General features: G+C 55.2%; 31 protein-coding genes. 14 read left to right on the top strand and 17 right to left on the bottom strand.

Annotated features, from left to right (window positions below):
- Positions 1-41: 41 nt before the first annotated feature.
- Together rnt and gloA are read right to left on the bottom strand one after the other, a co-directional pair.
- Complete coding sequence (rnt, locus tag ACUTSW_RS04925) at positions 42-722, bottom strand: ribonuclease T (RefSeq protein WP_062871335.1); 681 nt, start codon at positions 720-722, stop codon at positions 42-44.
- A gap of 78 nt (positions 723-800) precedes the next feature.
- Complete coding sequence (gloA, locus tag ACUTSW_RS04920) at positions 801-1,208, bottom strand: lactoylglutathione lyase (RefSeq protein WP_445583841.1); 408 nt, start codon at positions 1,206-1,208, stop codon at positions 801-803.
- Positions 1,209-1,531: 323 nt separating this feature from the next.
- Between gloA and idi the strand changes: the two genes are divergently transcribed.
- On the top strand, positions 1,532-2,071 hold the full coding sequence (gene idi / locus ACUTSW_RS04915; protein WP_445583840.1) for an isopentenyl-diphosphate Delta-isomerase: 540 nt from the start codon (positions 1,532-1,534) through the stop codon (positions 2,069-2,071).
- A gap of 110 nt (positions 2,072-2,181) precedes the next feature.
- On the opposite strand, the gene ACUTSW_RS04910 is transcribed toward idi, so the two are convergent.
- The 4 genes from ACUTSW_RS04910 to ACUTSW_RS04895 all read right to left on the bottom strand — a co-directional run bounded on the left by ACUTSW_RS04910 (position 2,182) and on the right by ACUTSW_RS04895 (position 6,525).
- Entirely contained in the window at positions 2,182-3,279 is a 1,098-nt protein-coding gene (locus ACUTSW_RS04910; protein WP_445583839.1) for an alkene reductase, read from the bottom strand.
- Between the two features lie 90 nt (positions 3,280-3,369).
- Positions 3,370-3,990, bottom strand: coding sequence for a TetR/AcrR family transcriptional regulator (locus ACUTSW_RS04905; RefSeq protein WP_062870654.1), 621 nt, complete (start codon positions 3,988-3,990; stop codon positions 3,370-3,372).
- A 103-nt stretch (positions 3,991-4,093) separates the two neighbouring features.
- A complete protein-coding gene (eptA, locus tag ACUTSW_RS04900) occupies positions 4,094-5,731 on the bottom strand; it encodes a phosphoethanolamine transferase EptA (protein WP_445583838.1) in 1,638 nt (545 codons plus the stop codon).
- A gap of 152 nt (positions 5,732-5,883) precedes the next feature.
- A complete protein-coding gene (locus tag ACUTSW_RS04895) occupies positions 5,884-6,525 on the bottom strand; it encodes an NAD(P)-dependent oxidoreductase (protein WP_004943764.1) in 642 nt (213 codons plus the stop codon).
- 140 nt (positions 6,526-6,665) lie between these two features.
- Here ACUTSW_RS04895 and ACUTSW_RS04890 point away from each other — a divergent pair, with 140 nt between their 5' ends.
- From ACUTSW_RS04890 to ACUTSW_RS04880, 3 genes are all read left to right on the top strand, one after another.
- The gene (locus tag ACUTSW_RS04890; RefSeq protein WP_197913136.1) at positions 6,666-7,595 is read left to right on the top strand and encodes a LysR substrate-binding domain-containing protein; all 930 of its coding nucleotides are present in this window, start codon (positions 6,666-6,668) and stop codon (positions 7,593-7,595) included.
- A gap of 21 nt (positions 7,596-7,616) precedes the next feature.
- Positions 7,617-7,856: a DUF1289 domain-containing protein gene (locus tag ACUTSW_RS04885; RefSeq protein WP_004943770.1), complete on the top strand. Its 240-nt coding sequence runs from the start codon at positions 7,617-7,619 to the stop codon at positions 7,854-7,856.
- Positions 7,857-7,955: 99 nt separating this feature from the next.
- Positions 7,956-8,852: an aldo/keto reductase gene (locus tag ACUTSW_RS04880; RefSeq protein WP_445583837.1), complete on the top strand. Its 897-nt coding sequence runs from the start codon at positions 7,956-7,958 to the stop codon at positions 8,850-8,852.
- Between the two features lie 59 nt (positions 8,853-8,911).
- Here ACUTSW_RS04880 and ACUTSW_RS04875 read toward each other — a convergent pair whose 3' ends face one another.
- Positions 8,912-10,756, bottom strand: coding sequence for a polyurethane esterase (locus tag ACUTSW_RS04875; RefSeq protein WP_445583836.1), 1,845 nt, complete (start codon positions 10,754-10,756; stop codon positions 8,912-8,914).
- 248 nt (positions 10,757-11,004) lie between these two features.
- On the opposite strand from ACUTSW_RS04875, the gene sodC reads away from it, so the two are divergent.
- Positions 11,005-11,529, top strand: a complete 525-nt coding sequence (sodC, locus tag ACUTSW_RS04870; RefSeq protein ID WP_062870659.1) for a superoxide dismutase family protein — start codon at positions 11,005-11,007, stop codon at positions 11,527-11,529.
- Positions 11,530-11,535: 6 nt separating this feature from the next.
- Here the strand turns inward: sodC and ACUTSW_RS04865 are convergent, their stop codons facing one another.
- Genes ACUTSW_RS04865 through ACUTSW_RS04855 form a run of 3 tightly spaced genes read right to left on the bottom strand, consistent with a single transcriptional unit; the run spans position 11,536 to position 14,676 of the window.
- On the bottom strand, positions 11,536-13,569 hold the full coding sequence (locus ACUTSW_RS04865; RefSeq protein WP_445583835.1) for an FUSC family protein: 2,034 nt from the start codon (positions 13,567-13,569) through the stop codon (positions 11,536-11,538).
- A gap of 9 nt (positions 13,570-13,578) precedes the next feature.
- The gene (locus tag ACUTSW_RS04860; RefSeq protein ID WP_006324949.1) at positions 13,579-14,436 is read right to left on the bottom strand and encodes an efflux RND transporter periplasmic adaptor subunit; all 858 of its coding nucleotides are present in this window, start codon (positions 14,434-14,436) and stop codon (positions 13,579-13,581) included.
- 3 nt (positions 14,437-14,439) lie between these two features.
- The gene (locus tag ACUTSW_RS04855; protein ID WP_004943785.1) at positions 14,440-14,676 is read right to left on the bottom strand and encodes a DUF1656 domain-containing protein; all 237 of its coding nucleotides are present in this window, start codon (positions 14,674-14,676) and stop codon (positions 14,440-14,442) included.
- 180 nt (positions 14,677-14,856) lie between these two features.
- Between ACUTSW_RS04855 and slyA the strand changes: the two genes are divergently transcribed.
- A complete protein-coding gene (slyA, locus tag ACUTSW_RS04850; RefSeq protein WP_004943789.1) occupies positions 14,857-15,291 on the top strand; it encodes a transcriptional regulator SlyA in 435 nt (144 codons plus the stop codon).
- Between the two features lie 92 nt (positions 15,292-15,383).
- Here the strand turns inward: slyA and ACUTSW_RS04845 are convergent, their stop codons facing one another.
- Positions 15,384-15,848: an outer membrane lipoprotein gene (locus ACUTSW_RS04845; protein ID WP_004943793.1), complete on the bottom strand. Its 465-nt coding sequence runs from the start codon at positions 15,846-15,848 to the stop codon at positions 15,384-15,386.
- A 366-nt stretch (positions 15,849-16,214) separates the two neighbouring features.
- Here ACUTSW_RS04845 and anmK point away from each other — a divergent pair, with 366 nt between their 5' ends.
- From anmK to pdxY, 5 genes are all read left to right on the top strand, one after another.
- On the top strand, positions 16,215-17,336 hold the full coding sequence (gene anmK / locus ACUTSW_RS04840) for an anhydro-N-acetylmuramic acid kinase (protein WP_445583834.1): 1,122 nt from the start codon (positions 16,215-16,217) through the stop codon (positions 17,334-17,336).
- Between the two features lie 45 nt (positions 17,337-17,381).
- Positions 17,382-17,684, top strand: coding sequence for an MliC family protein (locus ACUTSW_RS04835; RefSeq protein ID WP_062870662.1), 303 nt, complete (start codon positions 17,382-17,384; stop codon positions 17,682-17,684).
- Between the two features lie 89 nt (positions 17,685-17,773).
- The gene (gene pdxH / locus ACUTSW_RS04830; RefSeq protein WP_062870663.1) at positions 17,774-18,427 is read left to right on the top strand and encodes a pyridoxamine 5'-phosphate oxidase; all 654 of its coding nucleotides are present in this window, start codon (positions 17,774-17,776) and stop codon (positions 18,425-18,427) included.
- 138 nt (positions 18,428-18,565) lie between these two features.
- A complete protein-coding gene (gene tyrS, locus ACUTSW_RS04825) occupies positions 18,566-19,840 on the top strand; it encodes a tyrosine--tRNA ligase (protein WP_020438927.1) in 1,275 nt (424 codons plus the stop codon).
- A gap of 66 nt (positions 19,841-19,906) precedes the next feature.
- A complete protein-coding gene (gene pdxY, locus ACUTSW_RS04820) occupies positions 19,907-20,767 on the top strand; it encodes a pyridoxal kinase PdxY (RefSeq protein WP_020438928.1) in 861 nt (286 codons plus the stop codon).
- Between the two features lie 36 nt (positions 20,768-20,803).
- On the opposite strand, the gene gstA is transcribed toward pdxY, so the two are convergent.
- From gstA to ACUTSW_RS04800, 4 genes are all read right to left on the bottom strand, one after another.
- Positions 20,804-21,409 carry a glutathione transferase GstA gene (gene gstA, locus ACUTSW_RS04815; protein WP_445583833.1) on the bottom strand — a complete coding sequence of 202 codons (606 nt, stop codon included), beginning with the start codon at positions 21,407-21,409 and terminating at the stop codon, positions 20,804-20,806.
- A gap of 92 nt (positions 21,410-21,501) precedes the next feature.
- Positions 21,502-22,386, bottom strand: a complete 885-nt coding sequence (gene dapA, locus ACUTSW_RS04810; RefSeq protein ID WP_020438930.1) for a 4-hydroxy-tetrahydrodipicolinate synthase — start codon at positions 22,384-22,386, stop codon at positions 21,502-21,504.
- A 203-nt stretch (positions 22,387-22,589) separates the two neighbouring features.
- Positions 22,590-22,853, bottom strand: coding sequence for a DUF3811 domain-containing protein (locus ACUTSW_RS04805; protein ID WP_006324956.1), 264 nt, complete (start codon positions 22,851-22,853; stop codon positions 22,590-22,592).
- A 107-nt stretch (positions 22,854-22,960) separates the two neighbouring features.
- Positions 22,961-23,626 carry an HD domain-containing protein gene (locus ACUTSW_RS04800; RefSeq protein ID WP_020438931.1) on the bottom strand — a complete coding sequence of 222 codons (666 nt, stop codon included), beginning with the start codon at positions 23,624-23,626 and terminating at the stop codon, positions 22,961-22,963.
- 236 nt (positions 23,627-23,862) lie between these two features.
- Here ACUTSW_RS04800 and ACUTSW_RS04795 point away from each other — a divergent pair, with 236 nt between their 5' ends.
- A complete protein-coding gene (locus tag ACUTSW_RS04795) occupies positions 23,863-24,258 on the top strand; it encodes a nuclear transport factor 2 family protein (RefSeq protein WP_004943831.1) in 396 nt (131 codons plus the stop codon).
- Here the strand turns inward: ACUTSW_RS04795 and ACUTSW_RS04790 are convergent.
- Positions 24,255-24,524 (bottom strand): hypothetical protein, encoded by a 270-nt coding sequence (locus ACUTSW_RS04790; protein WP_004943833.1) that lies wholly within the window; start codon positions 24,522-24,524, stop codon positions 24,255-24,257. The genes ACUTSW_RS04795 and ACUTSW_RS04790 overlap by 4 nt on opposite strands.
- A gap of 200 nt (positions 24,525-24,724) precedes the next feature.
- Here ACUTSW_RS04790 and ACUTSW_RS04785 point away from each other — a divergent pair, with 200 nt between their 5' ends.
- Complete coding sequence (locus ACUTSW_RS04785; RefSeq protein WP_037430818.1) at positions 24,725-25,036, top strand: hypothetical protein; 312 nt, start codon at positions 24,725-24,727, stop codon at positions 25,034-25,036.
- Between the two features lie 30 nt (positions 25,037-25,066).
- On the top strand, positions 25,067-25,447 hold the full coding sequence (locus ACUTSW_RS04780; RefSeq protein ID WP_020438934.1) for a nuclear transport factor 2 family protein: 381 nt from the start codon (positions 25,067-25,069) through the stop codon (positions 25,445-25,447).
- A 9-nt stretch (positions 25,448-25,456) separates the two neighbouring features.
- On the opposite strand, the gene ACUTSW_RS04775 is transcribed toward ACUTSW_RS04780, so the two are convergent.
- Positions 25,457-25,834 (bottom strand): RidA family protein, encoded by a 378-nt coding sequence (locus tag ACUTSW_RS04775; RefSeq protein WP_062870671.1) that lies wholly within the window; start codon positions 25,832-25,834, stop codon positions 25,457-25,459.
- Between the last annotated feature and the right edge of the window lie 30 nt (positions 25,835-25,864).

The raw sequence follows: 25,864 nt of genomic DNA, 5'->3' as shown, positions 1-25,864 counted from the left end.
GCGGCGCCAGTGCAAACTGGGCCGCCCGATTTATTTGCGGTTCAGTCAGTATCACCGATGGCCAGCGGCCATCCGCCAAGGCGTTTCCAGCGGTTAACCAGCTCGCAGAACAGTTGAGCGGTTTGTTCGGTGTCGTACAGGGCCGAATGCGCCTGGGTGCTGTCGAACGGAATATTGGCGGCAATACAGGCTTTGGCCAACACGGTTTGCCCCAACACCAGCCCGCTTAGCGCGGCAGTGTCAAAGGTGGCGAACGGGTGGAAAGGGTTGCGCTTCAGGCTTGCGCGTTCTGCTGCGGCCATCAGGAAACTGTGATCAAAGTTGGCGTTGTGCGCCACGATAATCGCCCGGTTGCAGCCACGGTCCTTGATGCCTTTGCGTACCGCTTTAAAAATGGCGTGTAACGCATCGTATTCACTGACTGCACCGCGCAACGGGTTATGCGGGTCGATACCGTTGAATGCCAGCGCTTCCGGTTGCAGGTTGGCGCCTTCAAAAGGTTCAACGTGAAAGTGCAGGGTTTCATCCTGCTGCAACCAGCCTTCTTCGTCCATTTTTAACGTAACGGCGGCAATCTCCAGCAGCGCGTCGGTTTTGGCATTAAATCCAGCGGTTTCTATATCTATCACTACGGGATAAAACCCACGAAAACGGCCACTCAGGGCGTTAAGATCACTTTTTTCGGCCATCAGTTTCTTATCTTCATCGAATGCAGCGCGCATTATGGCAAATTTTACGCCCGGTTGCAGGCGGTATCGCAGGCATAACAAGAAGGGCGCTGAAAGCGCGCCTCATCGGTCTCAGTGGCCGAGGCCCTGACCGGCGTGTTTGTTCTCGATCAGTTCGATCTTATAACCGTCCGGATCTTCAACAAAGGCGATAATCGTGGTGCCGCCCTTGACCGGCCCGGCTTCACGGCTCACTTTGCCGCCGGCGTGGCGAATGCTGTCGCAGGTGGCGGCCACATCGTCGACGCCCAACGCCAGATGGCCGAATGCGGTGCCCATCTCGTAGCTGTCGGTGCCCCAGTTGTAGGTCAGCTCAATCACCGCGCCTTCGCTTTCATCGGTATAACCGACAAATGCCAACGAGTATTTGTATTCTGGGTTCTCGCTGGTGCGCAGCAGGCGCATGCCTAATACCTTGGTATAGAAGTCGATGGAGCGTTGCAGGTCACCGACGCGGATCATGGTATGGAGTAAGCGCATAATTCCTCTGATTGGATGTGCCGTCGTCAACGGCGAATGGATCTTAGCGAAACTCAGTATAGCGTTGCCGTATAAGGGATTTCAATTTATCGACATGGCTAAAGCATGAGAATAAAGGTGACAATGTCACCTATGCATCGGCTATTCTGATGATAACCGCACAGTATGCTGTCGTTCGAATCAGGGAAATAAGTACTATTAGCCACCTCAAGGGGGGCGAGGTCTGATAGCGGGCCAGGGTTGGATCGCGTCAATTGATAAATTTGGGTCTGGTTAGGGTTTTACCGGTACGAAGTCATCGCTCTTGCCGAAGGAGGCCATCAATGGATGAAATGCTGATTCTGGTTGATGCCGATGATAATTCCATCGGCTCGCAAACAAAAACGCGGATACATCAGCAGGGGTTGTTGCACCGAGCGTTTTCAATTTTTATCTTCGATAGCAAGGGCCGTTTACTACTGCAACAGCGAGCTTTCAGTAAATATCATTCGGCTGGGTTATGGACCAACAGTTGCTGTGGCCACCCGCGCTGGGGAGAGGCGACGGCAGCAGCGGCGCAGCGTCGGTTACAGGAGGAGATGGGGTTCAGCAGCGAGTTGCAGCAGGTCTCCAGCTTCATTTATCGGTCAGAGGTGCCGGGCGACTTAATTGAGCACGAGTTCGATCATATCTACGTGGGATTATTTGATGGCGAGCCTCAGGGGGATCCTGCCGAAGCCCATAGCTGGCTGTGGATGGATATTCAGCAATTAACTGATGAGATAAAACGGAGCCCAGATAAATTTACCGTTTGGTTTCGGGAAATAATGAATACTGTCGATGCCAACGAGATCGCGCGTTGGGCGACGTTGGCGACTCATTAATTGCATTCGCGTTGTACGACAAGAGCCGTCTTTACCCGTCCCAACGGCTTTACCGATAAAACAGCAAAAAGCCCGCCGGCATTCGTTCACCGGCAGGCTTTTTATCTTACTTACAGCGTCGGATAATCGGTGTAACCCTCGGCGCCGCCGCCGTAGAAGGTTTCCGCCTGCGGCTCGTTCAGCGGTGCGTTCTGTTTGAAGCGCTCGACCAGATCCGAGTTGGCGATGTAGCTGCGGCCAAAGGCCACCGCATCGATAAAGCCTTTGTTGATCAGCTCTTCGGCTTTCTCGGCGGTGTAGGCGCCTGCGCCGACAATTACCCCTTTAAAGCGGGCACGCACTGAATCGCGGAAGGCGTTGGAATACGGTTTGCCGCCTGCCCAGTCCGGTTCGGAAATGTGCAGGAAAGCGATGTTGCGCTTATTCAACTCTTCGACCAGATACAGCGCCGCTTCTTCCTGATCTTCACCGTTATCCAGACCATTGAACGGGCCCAACGGCGAAATGCGGATGCCGATATGCTCTGAACCCCATTCAGCGATGGTCGCGTCGACCACTTCCAACGTCAGACGTGTGCGGTTTTCGATGCTGCCGCCGTACTGATCGGTGCGCTGGTTGGAGGCAGGGGACATGAACTGGTGCAGCAGATAACCGTGGGCCGCGTGCAGTTCGATAAAGTCGAAACCGGCCTCACGCGCATTGGCGCTTGCCTGGCGGAAATCGTTAATGATGCCTGGGATCTCTTCGGTTTCCAGCGCACGCGGGGTCGAGGTTGGAACCCGCACCCAGGCACCGGTTTCGTCACGCACGGTGGTGCGGGTGTCGGCATTGATCGCGGAAGGGGCTACCGGTGCCTGTTGGCCCGGTTGCAGGCTGTTGTGGGAGATACGGCCCACATGCCACAACTGAACGGCGATATGGCCGTTTTTATCGTGTACGGCCTGGGTGATCTTTTTCCACGCGGCGATCTGCTCTGGGGTATGCAGCCCCGGAGCGCCGGCATAGCCTTTCGCCTGGAAAGAAATCTGGGTGGCTTCGGTCACGATCAGACCGGCGCTGGCGCGCTGGGCATAATATTCGGCCATCAACGGAGTAGGAATATCGCCAGGCTCAATGCTTCGAAGACGCGTCAGCGGGGCCATAAACACGCGGTTTGGCAAAGTTGCAGAGCCAACCTTCAGCGGGGAGAACAATTTTTCAATCTTCATAGTGCATCCTATATTAATAGACCGGTCGACTAGTAATGGCTAACTAACTGCCCAACAGAGTAATTTTTCGGTAAAGCTCGGGTGTTGCGTTTACGGCTGCGGCGGGCGCAACAGCAATTCAATACTTTCCAGCGCGCTGGTCAGCGGGGCGACCGAACGGCGGATTTTGGCGCGCAGCGAGGCGCCAAGCCACAGTGAGTACAGCGTTTCTGCGGTGGCCGCCGGGCTCATGGCTATCGACAGCGATCCTTCGCGGATACCGCGCTCGATGGCATCCTGCAGGTGGCCAATAACCCGTGCGGTGCCGATCTCCAACGCGTGGCGCATGGGTTCCGACAGGTCGCTCACTTCGGCAGAGAGTTTCACCGCCAAACAGGCGTTATGGCATTCGCTGCGGCAATGGAAGCTGATCGCCTGGGCGTAATAGCTCAGCAACTGGTGGCGAGCGTCGCTTTTATCGTCGCTAAACAGCCGTTGCATTTCAGTATCGTAGTGTTCGAAATAACGCTGCAGCATGCCTTCGCCGAAGGCTTCCTTCGAGCGGAAATAGTGATAGAACGAACCTTTCGGCACACCCGCCGTGGCCAGCAGTTCGCTCAGCCCCATGCCGGTAAAACCCAGGCGTAGGCTAAGGGACTCGCCGGTAGCGAGCAGATGTTCACGTGTATCTACGGGGCAGTGCGCATGTTTCGTCATAATGAGGATTAGCATAATAGACCGATTGGTCTAGGTCAATAACAATAAAAAAACCGGCGCAAAAACGCCGGTTACGAAGCAGGGTATTTTGCCCGATCAGGGGGCAGAAGTTAAGCCGTTATGCCCCGCTGCGGCAGCGTTGCAAAATATCCAACTGCGACTGATATTCACGGGTTTGCACGTTCAGCATACCGAGCAGGGTATGGAACAGATTATCTTGCGAGATCTCATCCTTTTCGGCCATATTGTTCAGGCACTGGCGATCAATCTTGACGTTGCGCTCATAGTCGGCGGACATCCACATCAGGAAAGGAACGTGGGTCTGCTGGCTGGGGGCAAACACATAAGGCGTACCGTGCAGGTACATGCCATTTTCACCCAGGGATTCGCCGTGATCGGAGAGGTAAACCAGCGCGGTATTGAACTTGTCACTGTGCTGTTGCAGCAGCTTGATGGTGTCGTCCAGCATGGCGTCGGTATAGAGCAATGAGTTGTCATAAGTATTTACCAACTGCTCATGGGTGCAATCCTGGATCTGATTGCTGTCGCAGGTTGGCGAAAACTTCTGGAACTCCGGCGTGCTGCGGCGGAAATAGGCCGGCCCGTGGCTGCCCATCTGATGCAACACTATCACGCTATCGTCTTTCAGACCGTTGATGTAGTCGTTCAGTTTATACAGCAGCACGTTATCCATACAGACGTCGCCATCGCAATCCTGCGGTAGTTTTAGCTTGGTCATGTCGACGTGCGGTACGCGATCGCAGGCACCTTTGCACCCACCGTCGTTTTCACGCCAAAGTACGTTGACGCCGGCATGCGCCAGCACGTCGAGCATGCCTTCCTGGTGAGTCGCCAGGGTGGCGTCGTAGTCCTTGCGCGGCATATTGGAGAACATGCAGGGGACAGAGATTGCCGTTTCGGTACCGCAGGAGCTGGCGTTTTTGAAGTACACCACATTATCTTGCTTCAGGCGCGGATTGGTTTCACGCCCGTAGCCGCCGAGCGAAAAATTCTCGGCGCGGGCGGTTTCACCCACAACCAGGATCACCAGGGATTTCTTTTGTTGCCCGGCGATCAGCGGCCCTTTACGTGCGTCTTCGCCGATTTTCACCAGCGGCAGATTACGAGTGAAATAGCGCTGCTGGGTAAATTTGATGGTGCCGGAAACGAAGTTCGACGGCGTCAGCATTTTCACCACGCTTTTATTGTTGCGGATCAGCGAGGCGTAATCCTTATAAAACAGTGCGGCGATAATCAGGATCACCACCACGGAAAGCATCACGTTGGCGGCGCGCAGCCCAGCCATATACCACCACGGGCGGGTGATGCGGATTTCGGTAAAACAGACCAACACGGCAGGCAAGATGCCAAGCAGCACCAGCCACAACCCCATGCGTGGCGTCAACAGAGCGGTCGCCTCTTGCGGGTTGGTTTCGAAGGCGTTTTGCATCATGTTGCCGTCGATCACCACGCCGTAGCTGAACATAAAGTAGTTCGCGGCAGCGCTGCCAAGGAGGAAGAAAATCATCAGCGGTTTGCGCAGGAAAGGCACGGTCAGCAGGCTGAAGATAATGTTCAGCGCGCAGAAAATCACTACCGGCATGGTGGCGGCGAAGATCAGGTTGTGGACGCTATCGAAATTGATATACGACCAGGCCTTATGCAGGAATAACGCGTTCTGGAACAGAGTGAAAAACAAGGCGCTGGCGAGGATAAACCCCAGGCTGTTGCACTGTAAGCGTTGACGTAACCACATTGCCAAATCTGAATCCTGATAGTGAGTAATGCGCTGAAATTTACAGGATGAAACTTAAGAAAACCTTAGAGATTCAGAATGGTGGCGGGTTTGTTTACTTTTGGTTTAGTTTACAGTCGCCAGACCGCGAGGATCGCGGCCTGGCGGGGTGATTAATAAGCAGCGGTAAACTGCGCTTTAATAAACTGCGGTTTTTCGATTTCATCGAGAATGGCAACCGACAAGTCTTCCACTGAGATGCTGGCCGGAGCCTGGCCATTCATCAGCAACTGGGTGGTGCCGAGGCGGAACTGACCAGTCCGCTTGCCCGGTTCCAGCAGCGCAGCAGGGGAAAGATAGGTCCAGTCCAGCGAAGAGCCGTTACGCAGCTTGTTGCGTAAATCGCGCACCGCCTGTGCGCCCGGACGGATATTTTCCGGGAATTGCGGGGTGTCCACCAGTTCAACGCCCGGGGCCACTTCCAGGCTACCGGCACCGCCGACCACCAGCAGGCGTTTAACGCCGGATTTTTCCACTGCGGTCAGGATCTGTTGTGCGCCGACAGTGGTTTTTTCGTACAGATTCTCTTCCGCCCAACCCGGGTTGTAGGCGCTGACCACCGCGTCTTGCCCGGCCAGCTGTTTCGTCAGCCATTCGGTGTCGGCGATGTCGCCCAGCGCGACGGTCAGGTTGGCGTCATCCGGCAGATCTTTTTGCTGCCGTGCAATCGCCGTTACTTGCAATCCGCGCGCCAGCGCTTCGTCCACCACGCGGCGGCCAACAAAACCGGTTGCTCCAATAATGGCTACTTTCATCTGTTTGCTCCTGTCAGAAATGGGGTCGGTATCAGGGTCAGGTCGGATTGACCTGAGCAGTTGCATATACTCTAGTACTTAACAATAAACCTGATTAGTGCCATATTCATACTTTCTTGATTAAGTAAAACTTCATAATCGTGGATAAACTGAATCGAATGGCGGTATTCGCCATCGTGGTGGCGGAAGGGTCGCTGGCCGGGGCCGCACGGCGGTTGGGCATGACACCGTCGGCGGTCAGCCAGCACATGCGTTCGCTGGAAAAAGCGCTCGGCGTGCCGTTGTTGCACCGCTCCACGCGGCGATTGGCGCTCACCGAAGCGGGGGCGGCGTTCTATCCTGGCTGCGAGGCGATGTTGTCCCAGGCGCAGCAGGCGGAACAACGGCTGGCAGAATTGCGCGACACCCTGGTGGGTGAACTGCGTATCGCCACCACAGTCGGTATTGGCGGGCGCCCACTGGCGGAGGCGTTGGCGCCGCTGTTGCAGGCGCACCCCAAACTGACGCTGCGCGTACTGGCGGACGACCGGATCGTCGACATGATCGAGCAGCGGATCGATATCGCGCTGCGGGTCAACCGTCAGTTGGCAGATGCCAGTATGATCGCCCACCCGCTGGCCGAGTGGCCGATGGTGCTTTGCGCCGCGCCGCGTTATCTCAGCCAGCACGGGGTGCCGGAGACACCGCAGGATTTGGTGGCGCACCGTTGGATCTCCGGCATTCACAGCGGCGCACATCTGGATTTGCACCATCAAAGTGGGCAGCAGCTCAAATTACGGCTGGCGGAGGGGCAGATCGTCAGCGACAGCATGACCGTCATGCGCGGCTTTACCCGCAGTGGCCTGGGGATCTCGGTGCAGCCGCTGTATGAAATTGAGGATGAATTGCAGCGCGGTGAACTTATCCACCTGTTGCCCGAATGGCGGCCTGTGCCGCTACGGCTGCATGCGCTGACGCTGGAAAGGGCGATGCCGGAAAAAAATCGGCAGGCGTTGCGCTATTTACGCGACTATTTTCGCCGCCATACCGAAAAGTCACTTGCCAGCGGCGCTAATGGCGTCTTCAATTAGCAAGAGAATGCAGGAGGACGTGTGCCGCAGCAGCTTGAGTTTTTCGACATCCCCAGCCCGTGCCGCGGCATTTGCCAGGCCGATGAGCGCGGTTTCTGCCGTGGCTGCCTACGCAGTCGCGAGGAGCGCTTTGGCTGGATGCAAATGAGCGACGCGCAAAAACGCGATGTGCTGCGCCTGTGTCACCAACGCTTCCTGCGCTTGCAACGGGCCAATAAACTGCCTGATGAGCCGCAACCGGAACAGCCGTCGCTGTTCTGAACCTTTCCTGATCTGCCGCACGTTAACGCAGCTTTCCGCTTCCCACGCTCTTATCCGCTTGTGTATGCTGGCATTAAACAATGTCATGAGGTTTTAACGATGGTAAACCGTATTCAACTCGCGCCGCAGGGGCCTGAATTTTCCCGCATGATTTGCGGATACTGGCGTTTGATGGAGTGGGGCATGACGCCACAGCAACTGCTGGCGTTTATCGAACAGCATATCGAGCTGGGTGTGACCACCGCTGACCACGCGGACATTTATGGCGGCTATGCCTGCGAGCAGGCGTTCGGTGAGGCAATACGCCTTAAACCCTCGCTGCGTCAGGCGATGGAACTGGTGTCTAAATGCGGGATCGCCACAACGGCCAAGCCTGGCAACCCGATCGGCCATTACAACACGGACCGCGATCATATTGTGCACAGCGCCGAACGTTCGCTGGAGCTGCTGCATACCGACTACCTTGATCTGCTGCTGATTCATCGTCCGGATCCGCTGATGGAGGCCGATGAGGTGGCGGAGGCCTTTGTCGCTCTGCACAAAAGCGGCAAGGTGCGTCATTTTGGCGTTTCCAACTTCACGCCGGCACAGTTTACGCTGCTGCAGTCGCGTCTGCCGTTCTCGCTGGTCACCAATCAGGTTGAAATTTCGCCGATCCACCAGCCGGCTATTTTGGATGGCACCTTGGATCAGTGTCAGCAATTGCGTATCAAGCCGATGGCCTGGTCTTGTCTGGGGGGCGGTCGCTTGTTTAGCGATGCGGAGTTCCAACCGCTGCGTGATGAATTGCAGGCGGTGGCGCAGGAGATTGGCGCCGACACTATCGAGCAGGTGGTGTATGCCTGGGTCATGCGCCTGCCGTCGGCACCGCTGCCGATCATCGGTTCCGGCAAGATTGAGCGCGTGCGTTCGGCACTGAAGGCGCAAGATCTATCGATGAACCGCCAACAGTGGTTCCGCATCCGCAAGGCGGCACTGGGTTACGATGTGCCTTAAGCGTCAGACGAGTTAGCCCTCAGAAAAAGCCGGGCCCATAGGTGCCCGGCTTTTGTATTTTACGCCAGCACCACCTGGCTATCGTTGAGATGTTCGAGGTTCACGCCGATCAGCGTCACTTTGTTTTCGCCAAAGGCCAATGCCAGCCCGTCCTCCTGTTGCGAAACATAGTCGCGGAAATTGCCGCTGGCGCCCTGGGTCCCGAGGAAAACCAGTTTGTCGCTGGAGCCAAAGTGGTACACCTTATCGTTGCCAAAATCGCCGCTGAACAAGAAGGTATTGTTGCTGCCGGCGCTCTGCAGGGTATCGTTGCCGTTACCGCCGACAAAGGTCAGGTTACCGCTGCTGTGGCCAAACAGCTGGTCATCGCCACCTTTGCCAAACAACCAGCTGTCGCTGGCTCTGGCGTGCAGGATATCGGCACCGTCACTGCCACTGGATGACGCGGCGTAGGCGTTCAGGCTGGAGCCTGATTTCAGCCCGGCATCGGTCACCTGATGGTCTACGTCTTTGGTAAAGATCAACAGCGTGGTTTCTTTACTGCGCAAGGTGTTGATATCGCTTGCCTGGGTAATTCCGCCTTTGGCATCACGCAGATAAAGCGTATTGCCGTCGTAAGCCACCTCGTTTTTCTTCAATGCCTGTTGCAGGTCCAGCGTGTTATTTCCCTCACCGCCGACAATGATATTAAAGCCACCGCCGTCGCGGAAAGTGTCGTTACCGGCGCGGCCCTCGAGGTAATCGTTACCTGCGCCACCTTTGATCAAGTCATTGCCCTCGCTGCCAATAATAAAGGTCGGGCCGCTGTGTTTCTCGGCGTTGCGGTTCAAATCCTCCACCCAGGTATTGCCGCGCGTCACCTCGGAGAGGTTCGACACAATCACCGTCGAGTCTTTATTGGTCAGAGAGTAAAATTCTGAATTCAGCACCCGCATTAACCCGTCTTGATAAAAGAACGGTAAATGGGATAACCAGGTCGGGATATTCAGAATGGAGAAGGGCAGGATATTCCAGGCGGCAGAGGCGTAATGATCGTTAAAATTAACGATATTATTGGTGGCGGACTCCTGCGGCGCATCATGGACGCCTAAGGATGCCGGCGTTAGCGTGGTGCCATCCAGCGCGCGAAATACCGGATCGTTTTCGTAACCAATGTTAATGACTTTGCCGCCTGTTTCATATTGCGTTGGCGAAGCGAACGCCACGTAGTTGGATTGCGAGTAGAACCCCTCCCAGTTATCGTCGCTGAGCGCTGCCATGCTGTTCACCGCCAACCCGCCCAGGCTGTGGCCGCTGACGGTGACATCATCGCCGGTCAGGCCATGCGCTTGGGCGAATTTAGCCACATCGCCCAGTAAAGTGCCGAAAGCTTTCAGGCTGTAATTGTCGGCATAGCCTTCGGGTCCGAAGCCTGCCAGCAGGTCGTTGATCAGATCGCCGATACTGTCGGTAATTAATGACTCGCGTGGCCCGCTGGTACCGCGAAAGGCGATGCCAATCGAGATGAGGTTGCCTGTGCTGTCATATTTTCCCAGTACCTCAGCCTGTGCGGTGGTGTAACCCAGACTCTCGCCGTAATAGGTGCCGCGGGCATCCGTTTTGCCTTGGTAGCCTAATTGTTCAGCGCTAATCAGGGACCAGCCGGCGTTATTAACCGCGTCTAACGCCGCTTTTTCCGAATCGGGATTCCAGGGAATGCCGGGCAGCCCGCCCTGTGATTGCGTGCTGCCAATCAGCGCGGTAACCAGCGTAAACGGCAAACCTAAACCGAAGCCGTAGTGGTGGTAGCCTTCGTCAAAACCATTATCAATGTTGTGATATGAGTAAGTAGAAATCGCCAACGCATCAGAAAATAACGTTTTTGATTTCGCATCATCGAGATCTTGGTAAGTCAATATGCCCATGTCAGTTCCTTTTGAGTTTGCCGCATTGCCACGTTAATGATCGAATGGCATTGGCAGCGAGTGCACGAGTGCAAATGCACAAAATGAGCCGAGAGACTACTGGTCGGATGACCACAAACGGTAAAATGATTATTAGTGCGAATTATTAATAATGCGAATCTTATCGCCAGATTTATCCCCATTCTGAGCGGTGACATCACCAGTTACCCTATACTCAAGGTTCACAGATATTCCATGGAGAGCGATTAATGAAACATTATTGGTATGCGGCCTTCGGCCTGATGGCCTGTGGCGCCGCCCAGGCGGCAACGGTGGATGTTGACATGAATCTGGTGACCGGACAGGGAATTGGCCAGGAGATTGGCAAAGTCACGATCAGTGAAACGCCATACGGCCTGCTGTTTACCCCTCAGTTAAAAGCGTTGCCGGCCGGTGTGCACGGCTTTCATGTGCACGAGAACGGCAGTTGCGAGCCGGGTATGAAAGAGGGTAAGGCGGTAGCGGCGCTAGCGGCGGGCGGGCATTTTGATCCGCAGAAGACCGGCAAGCATCTTGGCCCTTACGCAGACGGCCATTTGGGCGATCTGCCTGCCATTTACGTTACGGCAGACGGCATGGCCACGGATCCGGTGCTGGCGCCACGGCTGAAAAAAATCAGCGAAATCACCGGCAAAGCGCTCATGGTTCATGCCGGCGGCGACAACCACTCCGATCATCCGAAACCCTTGGGTGGCGGAGGGGAACGTTTCGCCTGCGGTGTGATTAAAGGGTAATCGGGTTTAACGGGCGGCCGGTGTGGCCGCAACCTCGTCAGGCGGGTTGATCGCCTGCTGCAACTGTTGCAGCGAACAGTAAAGCCGCCAAATCAACCCGGCAAGATCGCGCGCCGCCTGTTCCGGGTGGTGCGCCAGCGCATTGCTCATGCGCAGCAGCTCCTGCAACGTGGCATCCAACGAGCGGTGCTGTACGCCTTTCTCGGTCATAATGTGCCGTAGACAGTGAATGCAGACGTCGCGCACCGCCGAGAGCGGATCGGAGCGGGTTTGCCAGTCACGCAGTTGCCAAACGATATGGCTGCAGTTGAGCAGCACCACGCCCCAGCGCAATAACCAGCTGCGCGCCTCCTGATCCTGACTTTGATTCAACTGACTGACGCGGTGATAAATCAGCGATTCGAACTGACTCTCGCTCTGCTGCGGTTTTTTGCTCAGTTGATCGCTAAAGTCGCGCCGCAGGGCGCGGATAATGCGCCGGCTTTTGCGCTTGTCAGAGCTGGGCCGCAGGATCTGGAAGGCCAAACCGGCAAATAATACCCCAACAATCTTGCCGATGTTGTCATTGAGGAACGACTGATAATCGTAACTGGGTGGGTTGGTGACGGTGAGAAAAGACCCCATGAATACGATCAGTTGCCCCCATAGCGCGGCGTAGGGCGGGTTTTGCAGTTTGATCATCTGCAGGGTGACCAGAATGGGGAACAGAAAAGCGCAGAACACCCAAAAATCATCGATTTGGATCATCAGCCCGAATTTCACTACAAAACAGGCAACCGAAAGCAACAAGACCGCTTTCAACAAGGTGGTGATGCTGTTGATCGGCGAAGGAGTAGAAGAATAGAGCACGCAACTGATGGCGGTTAACGTCAGAGCCGAGCTGCCTGCATCCCACTGGGTATTAATCCAATAAGCGCAACCGATGATAATGCACAAAAAGGTGCGAAGGCCGTTATAGGCGGCTTCGTAACTGTCGGTATGGCGCGCCAGAGAGGTCACGCGAGGGGGCTGGATATCGCTGACCGGCGTGGCACCTTCCAATCTTTGCAACCAGCGACTGCAGCGCAGATACAGCCAACAGAAATGGCGCAGCCGCAGCCAGAAGGCTCGGTGGCGGTAATCTGTCGGATCCTGGGGCGCTATCTGCTGCAGGATACGTGCCAGCCGGTATTTGTTGGTGGCGGGAGCGCGTAATTCTGTCAGCAACTGATCCAGGACGGCCGCCAGATTGGCCGGATGGTCCGGCCAATTCAGCAGCATGCGGCGCAGGCTGGAAATCACGCTGGTAAGGCGCAACTGCTGGTGCAGCATATAGTTAAGCACGTTATTCTGCCGCCGCAGCCGGTAGTGGCTCCAGAACGCCTGAATACGCAGCAGATTCATGGTCAGGATCTGACCTATGACGCCCTCATGCGATGTGCGCATTTGAGCGGTGATTTCCGGCTGCCACAGCATCGCGGCATGTTCCAGCAGCCGCAAATGCATGCGCCGTAACGAGGTCAGCAGAGCCTCGCCGTCGGAGGTGCTTGGCAGAATCATCATCATCACGCCGCCGCACAGAATACCGGTGATGACCTCGCAGACGCGCGCCTGAGCGATATCAAAGATTTGTTGGGTATCGGTGACGTTGACCGTGCCGAAGGCGATGATGGCGGCGGTATAGCCCGCCAGCGCGAAGGCATAGGAGACGTTGTTCTGGTAATGGTTGGAAATGTACGTGCACAGACCGATCCAGGTGGCGATAAACAAGGTAAACAGCCAAGGGTCGTTCAGGCAATGGCCGGCAATGGCCACTGAAGCGGCGGCACCGAGCAGGCTGCCGATAATGCGCCCGATGCTTTTGCTGATGACGCCGCCGACGGTGGGGAAACTGACCACCGCCGCGGAGGTCAACGCCCAATAAGGTTCGTCGAGATTGAGGACGAACGCCACCCACAATGACAGACACATGGCCAGCGAGTTGCGCAGCGCATACCGCCACTGGCCACCGTTGGCCTTACCCCAGGGGGTACGGCCCCATTCCAAAAAAGGCAGGTTCACTGGTTAGCCTTACTGATGAATGGCGATGGTGCAAGTAGTGCCGGCCACTAAAGGCAGATCGGCGGGCACGTTCAGCAGTTTTATCCGCACCGGTACGCGCTGCGCCAGCCGTACCCAGGGAACGTTGGGCTTCACATCCATTAATAAATCACTGCTGTTGTCGACGCTTTGATCGTTAATGGCACGACCGATGCTTTCCACTTGGCCCTGCAGAGGAATGTTGCCATTATATAAAACGATGTCCGCTTTGTTGCCTTCGTTTATATGCTTCAGTTTGGTTTCTTCAAAATATCCGAGCACATAAAATGAGTGCGCGTCGACCAGCGCCACCAGAGGGGTACCGGCGCTGGCATAGTTTCCAACCCGGGCTTGCAAATTAGTGATATAGCCATCCGCAGGCGCGTACATTTTAGTTTTACTTAAATTCCATTTAGCCTGTTTCAGATTAGCGTCAGCGGCTTTATACGCGGCTTTCATTGCTTGTGCGGCTAAATTTGATTCGTCCATATCTTCAGCAGAAATAACGTTTTTCGGCAGGCCGCGGCGGCGTGCTGCCTCATGATCGGCTCTGGCCAGATCGGACTGCGCTTTTGCCAGCGCGGCCTCAGCATTATCCAGCGCAATCTGGTATGGCACCGGGTCGAGAGTAAAAATCAGACTTCCCGCAGGTATGAACTGATTGTCATGTACGGTTATTTTCTCTAATCTCCCAGAAACTTCTGGTGTGATATTGACGAGCTCGGCGCGCACTTTTCCATCACGGGTCCACGGGGATTGCATATAATAATTCCACGACCACCAACCGGCGCACAGGGCAATGGCACAAACGATTACCGTAGAAAAATATTTTAACGTTTTATGCGTCATGAGTTACCAACTCGCTAAAATGCATAAGGAACCACTGACGGCGATGACGAAAATAGACAAATCCATCAACAGGGGATGCCAAATTTCGCCGGAATAAATCCAGTCCCGCAACAGGTGGTGTGCCAGTAGCCATAAAACTGACCCGAGCAAAAAAGCTTTAAATAGGGGTGGAAAATAGAGCGAGGCTCCGAGCACCAAATCGGGCAGAGGGGAGGCGACGTGAAGCCATGAACCATTCACATTAACAATCCCTAAGAGTGAATATGTTAAATATTTGCGTAAAGGATAAACAATAATTGACCAAAACGGTGGCTATTTCTTCAACATACATTATATACATTTGTGTTTTTAATGTGAGTTACTCAGAATGGTCTAAGCTTTGGAAGGTTATATTAGCATGCTAATTATAAGGAGGGGGAAGTGGAGTCATCATTAGGTTCAGATTTAGCACGATTAGTTCGTGTTTGGCGCGCGCTTATCGATCATCGGCTCAAGCCGCTGGCGCTCACGCAAACACACTGGGTTACCCTGCACAATATCAATCGCCTACCGCCGGAGCAGTCGCAGATCCAACTGGCCAAGGCGATCGGCATTGAACAGCCTTCGTTGGTTCGAACACTGGACCAACTGGAAGAGAAAGGGCTTATTACCCGTCACACTTGCGCTAACGATCGGCGTGCCAAGCGTATCAAGTTGACTGAAGCGGCCGATCCCATCATCAGGGAAGTCGACAGCGTCATCAGCTCTACGCGCGGTGAAATTTTGAGCGGCATTACCACCGATGAAGTACAACAGTTGGTAGGTTTGATTGGCAAACTGGAACAAAACATCACTGAATTACAAAATAAACAATAATAATGTTTTCTTTATTTGACTAGATTTCACAGCATCGGAAATGAAACCGGAGGCCTTGGCCTCCGGTTTTACCTTTTAGCTTCCGCTTACGTTTACAGCGGGGAGACGGTAATGGTGTCGCCGGTACGCGCCATACGTACACGTTGGCCTACGCTGAACTTGGTTGCGCCAGCCTTCTGAACCACCACGATGTTCTCTTTCTGATCGGTTTTGATTTCCAACTCATAACCCGAAGTGCGTCCTGCCAGCTCACCGACGCTGTTGCCGGCTACGCCGCCTGCCACTGCACCCGCAGCGGTTGCCAGGGTACGGCCGGTGCCGCCACCTACGGTGTTACCCAGCAGGCCGCCAAGGACCGCACCGCCGATAGCGCCAATGGTATTCGAACTGTCGCTCCCCTGGATCTTGACTGGACGGACAGAAACCAGCGTACCGTAAGTCACGGTCTGAACCTGTTTAGCCTGCGAGGACGAATAGACGTCGCCGGACATAGATTCATTGGCGCATCCTGCCAGCGTAACTGCGGCGACGGCAACGACGAGAAGACGCTTGATCATATAAAACTCCTGTTGTAGTAGTCCATAACCTGGGAAATTTTGGCCAGGCCAGATTCAGTGAAAATAATAGACAAAGTATGGCGTAAACACACGTACATCACCATGCCCCGTCACTGCACGAAGCTTAACTTTACTCTGTTCAACCAATAATAAACGGTGGTTTAGCTTTATAACAGGGCTGGCACAAATTCCGTTGCGGGTTGAGCCGGGGTTTAGCCGTCTTTATCTGCGTGGGCGACAGGTAAAAACAGGCGCATCGCTCACAGAGGTGAAAAAAGGCATCATAATTCATGGCGTTAATGGCCTAATTCTGGTTTATTTATCGGTTGAAAGTTTGTTTCCCCGTGCGGGTTAAAGGATGTTGCTATGAAGTCAGGCCGCTATATAGGTGTTATGTCTGGCACCAGTCTGGATGGTGTCGATGTGGTGCTTGCCGCAATCGACGGACGAATGGTCGCGCAGCAGGCCAGTTACAGCCACCCGATGCCGATCCAACTGAAGCAAGACATTCTTGGCATGTGCCAGGGCCAGCAGACCACGCTTTCTGCGGTGGGCCGACTGGATGCACAGCTTGGGATGCTGTTTGGCGAGGCGGTGCTTGGCTTGCTGAAAAAAACCGGCGTCTCGGCGCATGACATCACGGCTATCGGTTGCCATGGCCAGACGGTCTGGCATGAGCCTGGAGGCGACGCGAGTTTCTCGATGCAACTGGGCGATAACAACCGCATCGCCGCGTTGACCAATATCACCACCGTCGGCGACTTTCGCCGCCGCGATATGGCCTACGGCGGCCAGGGTGCCCCGCTGGTGCCGGCGTTTCATCAGGCGCTGTTGGCGCATCAAACAGAACGCCGCATGGTGCTGAATATTGGCGGCATCGCCAACCTGTCGCTGCTGCTGCCAGGCGTACCGGTGCGGGGGTTCGATACCGGGCCGGGCAATATGCTGATGGACTCCTGGGTATGGCGTCATCGCTCGCAGCCTTACGATAAAGACGGCGCATGGGCGATGGAAGGGCGCGTCTGCCTGCCGTTGTTGCAACAGATGTTGGCCGATCCTTACTTCGCGCTGCCTGCGCCGAAAAGCACCGGCCGCGAGTATTTTAATGCCGCCTGGCTGGAGCGTCAGCTCTCGGGCTTGCAGGCTATCAGCCCCGTCGATGTGCAAACCACCCTGGCGGAACTGACGGCGGTCACCATTTGCGAACAGGTACAGTTGGCGGGCGGCTGCGAGCGTTTGCTGGTGTGCGGCGGCGGGGGGCGCAACCCGTTGTTGATGGCGCGAATGTCCGCGCTGTTGCCGGGCACCGAAGTGTGTCCGACCGATGATTTCGGCGTCAGTGGCGACGATATGGAGGCGCTGGCCTTTGCCTGGCTGGCGTTTCGTACCCTGTCCGGGCAGGCCGGCAACCTGCCGTCGGTCACCGGCGCCAGCCGTGAAACCCTGCTGGGTGGGATTTATCCGGTTTTGCCTTTAGGGCCCCGTTAGCTCTGTTAGGATAGAAATCGACAGATTTCCCTAAGGAGCAACAGCATGAAAAAAATGATTACTGCCGCGGGCGCACTGGCATTGGCGGGTTGCAGCTACGTGTTGCCGCAAAGCAGCCAGACTCTGCATTACCAGTGCGGCACCACGCCGTTGACGGTGTCGGTGGACGGTAAGGAAAGTACGGCCAACTTTCTGATGGATGGCGAGCAACTGAAGCTGAAACAGGTGCTGGTTATGTCCGGTGCGAAATACAGCGACGGTAAGTACAGTTTCTGGTCGAAGGGCCAAAACGCCTATGTCGAACGTAATGACAAGGTGATTATGAGCGACTGCGTACTGGCTAACTGATCGGCCGGCGGCGGCGTCAGAACGATTGAGATTCTGGCGCTGCAGGCGCAGAATGTAACGACGATTTTTTCGGTTGGTTGATAAACCAGATGATTGAAAATAATGAGTTTGATGTTGCGGACCTGCGCCGTGAATACACCCGTGGCGGCCTGCGCCGCAACGATCTGACCGCTAATCCGCTGGAATTGTTCGAACGCTGGCTGAAACAGGCCTGCGAGGCGCGTCTGGCCGATCCTACCGCCATGTGTGTGGCTACGGTGGATGAAAATGGGCAGCCCTATCAACGTATCGTGCTGCTCAAGCATGTTGACGACAAAGGGCTGGTCTTTTATACCAACCTCGGCAGCCGCAAGGCGCAGCAGTTGGCGCAAAACCCGCACATCAGTCTGCTGTTTCCGTGGCATATGCTCGATCGTCAGGTGATTTTCCTTGGCAAGGCGGAACGTCTGTCCACGCTGGAAGTCATGAAGTACTTCACCAGTCGGCCGAAAGACAGCCAAATCGGCGCCTGGGTATCGCAGCAGTCATCGCGTATTTCCGCACGCGGCGTACTGGAGAGCAAATTCCTCGAACTGAAGCAAAAATTCCAGCAGGGCGAAGTGCCGTTGCCGAGTTTCTGGGGCGGATTCCGCGTTAATTTCGATTCTGTCGAGTTCTGGCAGGGCGGCGAACACCGCCTGCATGACCGCTTTTTGTATCAGCGCGATGGGAATGACTGGAAAATTGACCGACTGGCGCCCTGAAGACTGAAAATCCCCCTTAAGCGCTGGCACTGATGCCGCCGGCGCTTTATTCTATGCGCTACCCCGATTTTATATTTCGCCAGTGGGCGGAAGGTCGTGTACCGACAAAGGTGCATTCGTTTATACATGGAGTCATTGATGGCAAGCAGCAACTTGATTAAACAACTGCAAGAGCGGGGCCTCGTTGCCCAGGTTACGGATGAGGAAGCGTTAGCAGAGCGACTGGCGCAAGGGCCAATTGCACTGTATTGCGGTTTCGATCCGACCGCTGACAGCTTGCATTTGGGCCATCTGGTTCCTCTGTTGTGCCTGAAGCGCTTCCAGTTGGCCGGCCACAAGCCGGTCGCGCTGGTAGGCGGCGCGACCGGTCTGATCGGCGATCCGAGCTTCAAAGCGGCTGAGCGCAAGCTGAATACCGCCGAGACGGTGAATGAGTGGGTGGAAAAGATCCGCAAACAGGTTTCCCCGTTCCTCGATTTCGACTGCGGCAGCAACAGCGCCATCGCCGCCAACAACTATGACTGGTTCGGCGGCATGAACGTGCTGACCTTCCTGCGTGACATCGGCAAGCATTTCTCCGTGAACCAGATGATCAACAAGGAAGCGGTGAAGCAACGTTTGAACCGAGACGACTCGGGCATTTCCTTCACCGAGTTCTCCTACAACCTGCTGCAGGGGTTCGATTTCTCCGAGCTGTACAACCGCCACCAGGTGGAACTGCAGATTGGCGGTTCCGATCAGTGGGGCAATATCACTTCCGGTATCGATCTGACTCGCCGCATGCACCAGAAACAGGTGTTCGGCCTGACCGTGCCGTTGATCACCAAAGCGGACGGCACCAAGTTCGGTAAGACCGAAGGCGGTGCAGTGTGGCTGGCACCGGAAAAAACCAGCCCGTACAAGTTCTACCAGTTCTGGATCAACACCGCCGACGCGGATGTATACCGTTTCCTGAAGTTCTTTACCTTTATGAGCCTGGAAGACATCAACGCGCTGGAAGAAGAAGACAAGAACAGCGGCAAAGCGCCGCGCGCTCAGTATGTGCTGGCGGAAGAAGTGACCGGCATGGTACATGGCGCGGAAGGGCTGGCTGCGGCCAAGCGCATCACCCAGAGCCTGTTCTCCGGTGCGTTGCATGAGATGACCGAAGCGGACTTCGCCCAGTTGGCGCAAGACGGTATGCCAACCATCAAACTGGATGGCGACGCAGATCTGCAGCAGGCGCTGGTAAATGCTGAACTGGTGCCGTCACGTGGCCAGGCGCGCACCATGATCGGCTCCAACGCGGTAACCATCAACGGTGAGAAACAGTCCAACGCCGAATACGCGTTCAGCGACGCCGATCGTCTGTTCGGCCGCTACACGCTGTTGCGCCGGGGTAAAAAACATTACTGCCTGATCGACTGGAAATAATTAAATTTCAATGAGGGGCCTTTCGAGGCCCCTTTATTTTTTAAGGTGACAGGACCGTCAGTGTTGATGAAAAACATTCTCTCTATTCAATCGCATGTGGTGTTTGGGCACGCGGGCAACAGTGCGGCTGAATTCCCCATGCGCCGTATGGGCGTTAACGTCTGGCCGCTGAACACGGTGCAGTTTTCAAATCATACCCAGTACGGCAAATGGACGGGCTGCGTGATGCCGGCCAGCCACCTGACGGAGATCGCTCAGGGGATTGCGGCCATCGATCAACTGAAAAACTGCAATGCGGTGCTGAGCGGCTATATCGGTTCACCGGAGCAGGGCAGCCATATTCTCGAGGTGGTTCGTCAGGTCAAACAGGCTAATCCGGGCGCCTGGTATTTCTGCGATCCGGTGATGGGGCATCCTGAGAAAGGCTGCATCGTTGCGCCGGGCGTGGCGGAGTTTTTTTGCCAACAGGCGCTGCAGTGCAGCGACATGATTGCGCCAAACCTGCTGGAACTGGAACTGCTGAGCCAGCGGGAAGTGACTGACGTCGGGCAGGCGGTAAGCGCAGCACGTGAACTGATCGCCAAAGGGCCGAAGCTGGTGCTGGTCAAACACCTGAGCCGCGCCGGCTATCATATCGATTGTTTCGAAATGCTGTTGGTCACGGCGGACGATGCCTGGCATATCAGTCGTCCGCTGGTGGATTTTGGCGTTCGTCAGCCAGTAGGCGTGGGCGATCTGACCAGCGGTCTGTTGCTGGTCAATTTACTGAAAGCTGTGGCGCTGGATAAAGCATTGGAGCATGTGACCGCAGCGGTATATGAGGTGATGCTGACAACCCAGGCAATGGGCGAGTACGAACTGCAGGTAGTGGCGGCGCAAGACCGCATCGTGCAACCGAACTGCGAATTCAAAGCGGTGAAACTGTAAGTTCTGTAGCCCCGGCCGTGCAGCCGGGGCTTGGGATTATTTCAAACCTTCGGCGTTCAACGCCGCATCCACCGCTGGCCGCGCAGCGACTCTGTCAAAATACGCCGCCAACTGGGGGTGTTTTTTGAGATCAAACTGCAGGGCAATGGCCCAACGCAGAACGGTAAACAGATAGGCGTCCGCCACACTGAAGCGGTTTCCCAACAGGAAGTGCTGCTTTGCCAGCACGGAATCCAAATAGCTGAATTGCTGCTCCAGTTTGGCGCGTGCGATGCTCTTGTATTCCTCCGGCGTTTTTGGATTAAACAGCGGGCTAAATCCTTTGTGCAATTCGGTCGCAATATAGTTCAGCCACTCTATGGCATGATAGCGCGACAGCGTACCCGCCGCCGGGATCAGGTTACGATCAGGCACGCGATCCGCCAAATATTGCACAATCGCCACGCCCTCGGTCAGCAGACTGCCATCATCCAGCAGCAGCGCCGGTACCTGTCCTTTGGGAGTGATCGCCAGGTAGTCTGCGCCGCTTTCGGTCTTTTTCTGCGCCAGATCGACCTTTTCCGCCGTAAAATCCAGACCTGCCTCGCGCAACACAATATGTGGGGACAGAGAACAGGCGCCGGCTTTATAGAACAGTTTCATCGGAAGCTCCTTGATTGTGATGAATGACAGGCATGCTTAACCTCTGATCTTAGTTCCATAACGCTAAAATTACAGCGGGTTAGCTGACATATTTAGCTAATCAGCGCCTCTTCCGGTTGTAACTGCGCCAGAGTCACGGCAATTTGCTGTTGCAACGGCTGCGGTACGATTTGCATCGGCGAACGCAGCTCGTTGCGGATCAGGCCCTGTTGAGCAAGAGCGGCTTTGACCGGCGCCGGGTTGGGGAAACTGAACATCTGGTGGATCATCGGCAACAGCGCATAGAAGTTCGCACGCGCCGCAGCCAGATCGCCGTCGGCGACTTGCTGCACCAGTTGCACAAAGCGCTGCGGATAAATGTGCGCGGATGCTGAAATCGCACCGGTACCGCCCAGGCACAGGGTGGTGAGGATCAGGTTATCTTCGCCGGTCATGACGTCGATCTCGCCGTCGTCAATCAGTGCCATGGTTGTGTCCGGGTTACCGCCGCAGTCCTTGATCGCCTTCACCTGAGGATGGCGTGCGATCTTCCTGATAGTTTGCAGTTCCATCACGATGCCGGTGCGTTGCGGGATATTGTACAGGATCACCGGCACGCTTGAGGCATCGGCAAGTTGGGTGAAGTAATCCACCAGGCCGCATTGCGATGGGCGGATGTAATAGGGCGCGGGGATCAGCACCCCGGCGATATCGCGCAGTTGGATCTCCTGCTGCATCTGCAGGGTGTCCAGCATGTTATTGCCCGATAACCCCATCACCACCTGGCTGGCCGGCACGACGTCCAGCACCGCGTCGAGCACCGCCAACTGTTCTTCATTGCTTAACGCCGCCGCTTCACCGGTGGTGCCGCAGACCACCAACCCGGAGACGCCGGAGGCGATCAGGTATTGCGCCAGCCGTTTAACCGCAGGCAGATCGACGGCGTTATTATTGAATGGGGTAACCAGCGCAACCCAAATACCGGAAAATGAAGCCATAATAAGTTCCTTCAGTGCAAACGACAGATAAGCCAGATGAGAAAATGCCAGAGGATATCCGCCGATAATGAATATTCTTCATTATGCTGTCAATTTACAACTTCTTGATAACATTGTTATTCATGATTTGAATGGGCTGATGAGTTTGGCTAATGAATCGGGGGCAATAAAAAACCCCGCACTGGCGGGGTTTTCGTATGGCATTAACGCGGTGGGCGGGTGCTGATTGAAGCGGACCAACTGAAGGTTTCGCCGCTGGGTTTGACCCGGTTGGCTTTACGTTCGGCACGCGTCGCTTTTTCAATTTTCTCGCGGGCGGCCATGATGCGTGCCACGACTTCATCCTTGGTCTTGTTGTTCTCGGCATTCGTCAGTTCCCGGCCGAGGTTTTTACGCGCCTTGTCCAGCTCGGTTTTTACTTCACGTTGCTCGCTTTCCGTCATGTCTTTCAGCGTCAGTTTTTTCATCGTTGCAGCCTGGTCAGTGAAGATGGTTGTCAGTGTACAGCAATTATTGCGGCGAAGATGCCGGTAGCGTAACGGAATCGATGCATTTGGGGCATTAACAGCGATTTTCACATTTCTTCCAGCAACTCGCTGAGGAAGCGACGCATGCGCTCGGTGCGCTCCTGTGCCATTTGTCGACCGGCCGCGGTCTGAAAGCCTTCCTGCAGCTTAAACAGTTTGGTTTCGAAGTGATCCAGCGTGAAACGCTTATCGTCATATTGGCGCTGTTGCGCCAGCGGATCGGCGGCATCGTACAGCGCGCTGCGCATACGCCCGCCGATGTAGAAACAGCGCGCCACGCCAATCATGCCGATGGCGTCCAAACGGTCGGCATCCTGGATGATTTTCGCCTCCAGGGTTTCCGGCGTAATGGCGGCAGAAAAGCTGTGCGCTTCGATGGCATGGACCGTTTTGGCGATATCCTGCGTTTCCCAATCCAGTTGCGCGAGCGTCAGAGCGGCTTTCTCCGCCGCCATACGTGAGGCCAGGTGGCGCTGCGGCGAGTTCTTTTCTACCGCGACGCAGTCATGCAACAGCACTGCCGCACACAGAATACGCCGGTCGCCGCCTTCCTGAATGCTGATCTGGCGGGCGTTTTTCCATACACGGTGCAAGTGGGCAACGTCATGCGAGCCATCGTCGGAATCGAGGGTCAGCGGTAATAGCGCCTGCGCCAATTCCTGATGGGGTGAGAAAGGCCGCAGCAATTCCTGTGGCAGCAGTGGAAAATGCACGTTTTGCTCCTTGGTGGCGGTGATTGTTAATCATCATAGCAGCCGCAGATGAGGCGGTTATGACACCGCAGTAACAGAATTGTTTACTGTATTGCAATAGACTATTGCCGTAATTACGGTTTTTGTACCGGAATAAGCAACCTACAATAGTCTCATTCCGGTCATCCCCGCCTGGTGTTAGCCTGTGTCTGCGGGGCATGGCCGGAATATCCCGCTAATGCCACAGGAGAACAGACATGCCAACGAATCTGGAAATTGTACGCGCTACCTATGAGGGTGGCAGTGCCGAAGTGAACGGTCGTAACCTGCTGGCGGCGTTGGCGCCCGAGGCAGAATGGACCGAAGCGGCAGGCTTTCCTTATGCCGGTACCTACGTTGGGCCGCAGGCCATTTTTAAAAATGTTCATCAGCGTTTAGGGACAGAATGGCAGGGCTACCGCGCCGACGTCGAACACTTCTACGATGCCGGTGAAAACGTGATCGCCCAAGGGTTCTATCATGGCACCTATGGCGCGACCGGCAAATCATTCACTGCATCCTTTGCGCATATTTATCAGCTGCGCGAGGGGAAAATCGTCAAGTTCACGCAAATCGTGGACAGCGCAAAAGTGCTGGAAGCCATGCAGGACTAAAGGCCACTGTGCTTGCCGTATTTACGATCGTATTCCCGCCGGTAGCCGCGCGCCTTGTTGCGATCGCGGATCCACAAATAGCCGCACACCAGCGCGACGGCGCCTGAAAAGGTAATGTTGCGCATATCGCGGTCATAGCAAAACACCAATACAGCATCCATCGCCGCGACAAAGGCAATCCATTTGTACATATGGGATTGCCGCCGCGTAGCCGCGTTGAGGCGCTTTAACTGTCTGGCTTCGTGCATAACCGGTTTTTGCTGCATAACTTTCCGCGGGTGATAATTCTCTTGGCGATAAATTACCAGAATATTCCTGATGGCGGCAAAGGTTAACGCACGCCGCGCCGCTGTTTTTCCCGTCGGCATTCCTCCGCTGAAAATCTGCGCACGGGGTAGTGAATAAACCCCAAAGCATGATACGTTACCTATTCACTATTTGTGTTTTTTTATTCATTCGGGGCGCAATGATTGTCAGGACCTGGCACGGGTGCGTGCCGTTACGGCATCAGCAAGGATTTACCGATCATTTAACTGTCACAGGGCTGCAGCATGCTGAAGCTACGGCTGGAAATCTTGGTGCTTTTGTTCGCCAAGAGGTCCAGGGCCAGTATGCGCACTTCTTTCTGGCCACCTACTGGGAGTCTCTGGCGGCGATAAAACGTTTCGCCGGCGAGGATTATCAGGTAGCGGTCACTTATCCGGACGATGAAGCCTTCGCTTTAATTTCAGATCCTTATGTCTTTCATCATCGGGTTGATGAAATCGCCGCGCTGTAATTGTCAGGTTAACTACGAGCAGGGGATAGTATGAACAACAAAACGATACGCCCGGAAGATGTGGTTCAGCAGCAGCTTGATGCCTATAACGCCCGCGATATTGACGCCTTTATGGCGTACTGGGCGGAGGATGCGCAGTATTATGAACATCCGGATACGCTGCTGGCCAGTGGCAAGGCGGAGATCCGCGAACGCCATATTGCGCGTTTCAAGGAGCCAAGCCTGTACGGTGAACGGGTCAAGCGCATGGCCTTGGGCAGCATGGTGATCGATCAGGAAGTGGTTACGCGCAATTTCCCGCAGGGACGCGGTAAAATGGACGTGATCGCCATTTACGAAGTTGAACAGGGCAAGATCGCGAAGGCCTGGTTCAAAGTCGGCCCGTGCGAGCTGGATGAGGGCGCATTATAGCGCCCAATCTCACAGCGCCACGACGGCTTCGATCTCCACGCATGCCTGCGGCGAGAACAGTGCGTTGACCGCGACCAGTGAACAGGCCGGCAGCGCACCATCAAAATAATCAAACAGCACGGGCCGAATTGCCTGCAGATCGCCAATGTCAGTTAAAAACACGGTGATTTTAATCAGCGCTTTGAGATTGGTGCCTTCGGCGGCGGTGATGGTCGCCAACTGCTCCAGAATGGCCTGCGTCTGTTGCTGCGCCGTTTGCCCCTGAGCTTCGGTGGCGAAGGCCGTTAGTCCGGAGACATACAGCGTATCGACGTGGCGCACCGCGTGGACATAAGGCCCGCCCGGCGTAGGTAACTGCGGATAATTAATGCGCTTCAATGACGTCATGATAAAAACCCCGCAAGATTAATTAAAAAA

Source organism: Serratia sp. TSA_198.1, from assembly GCF_052686505.1.
Note: the sequence above shows the minus strand (reverse complement) of the source record. Positions and strands in the feature narration are given on the sequence as shown.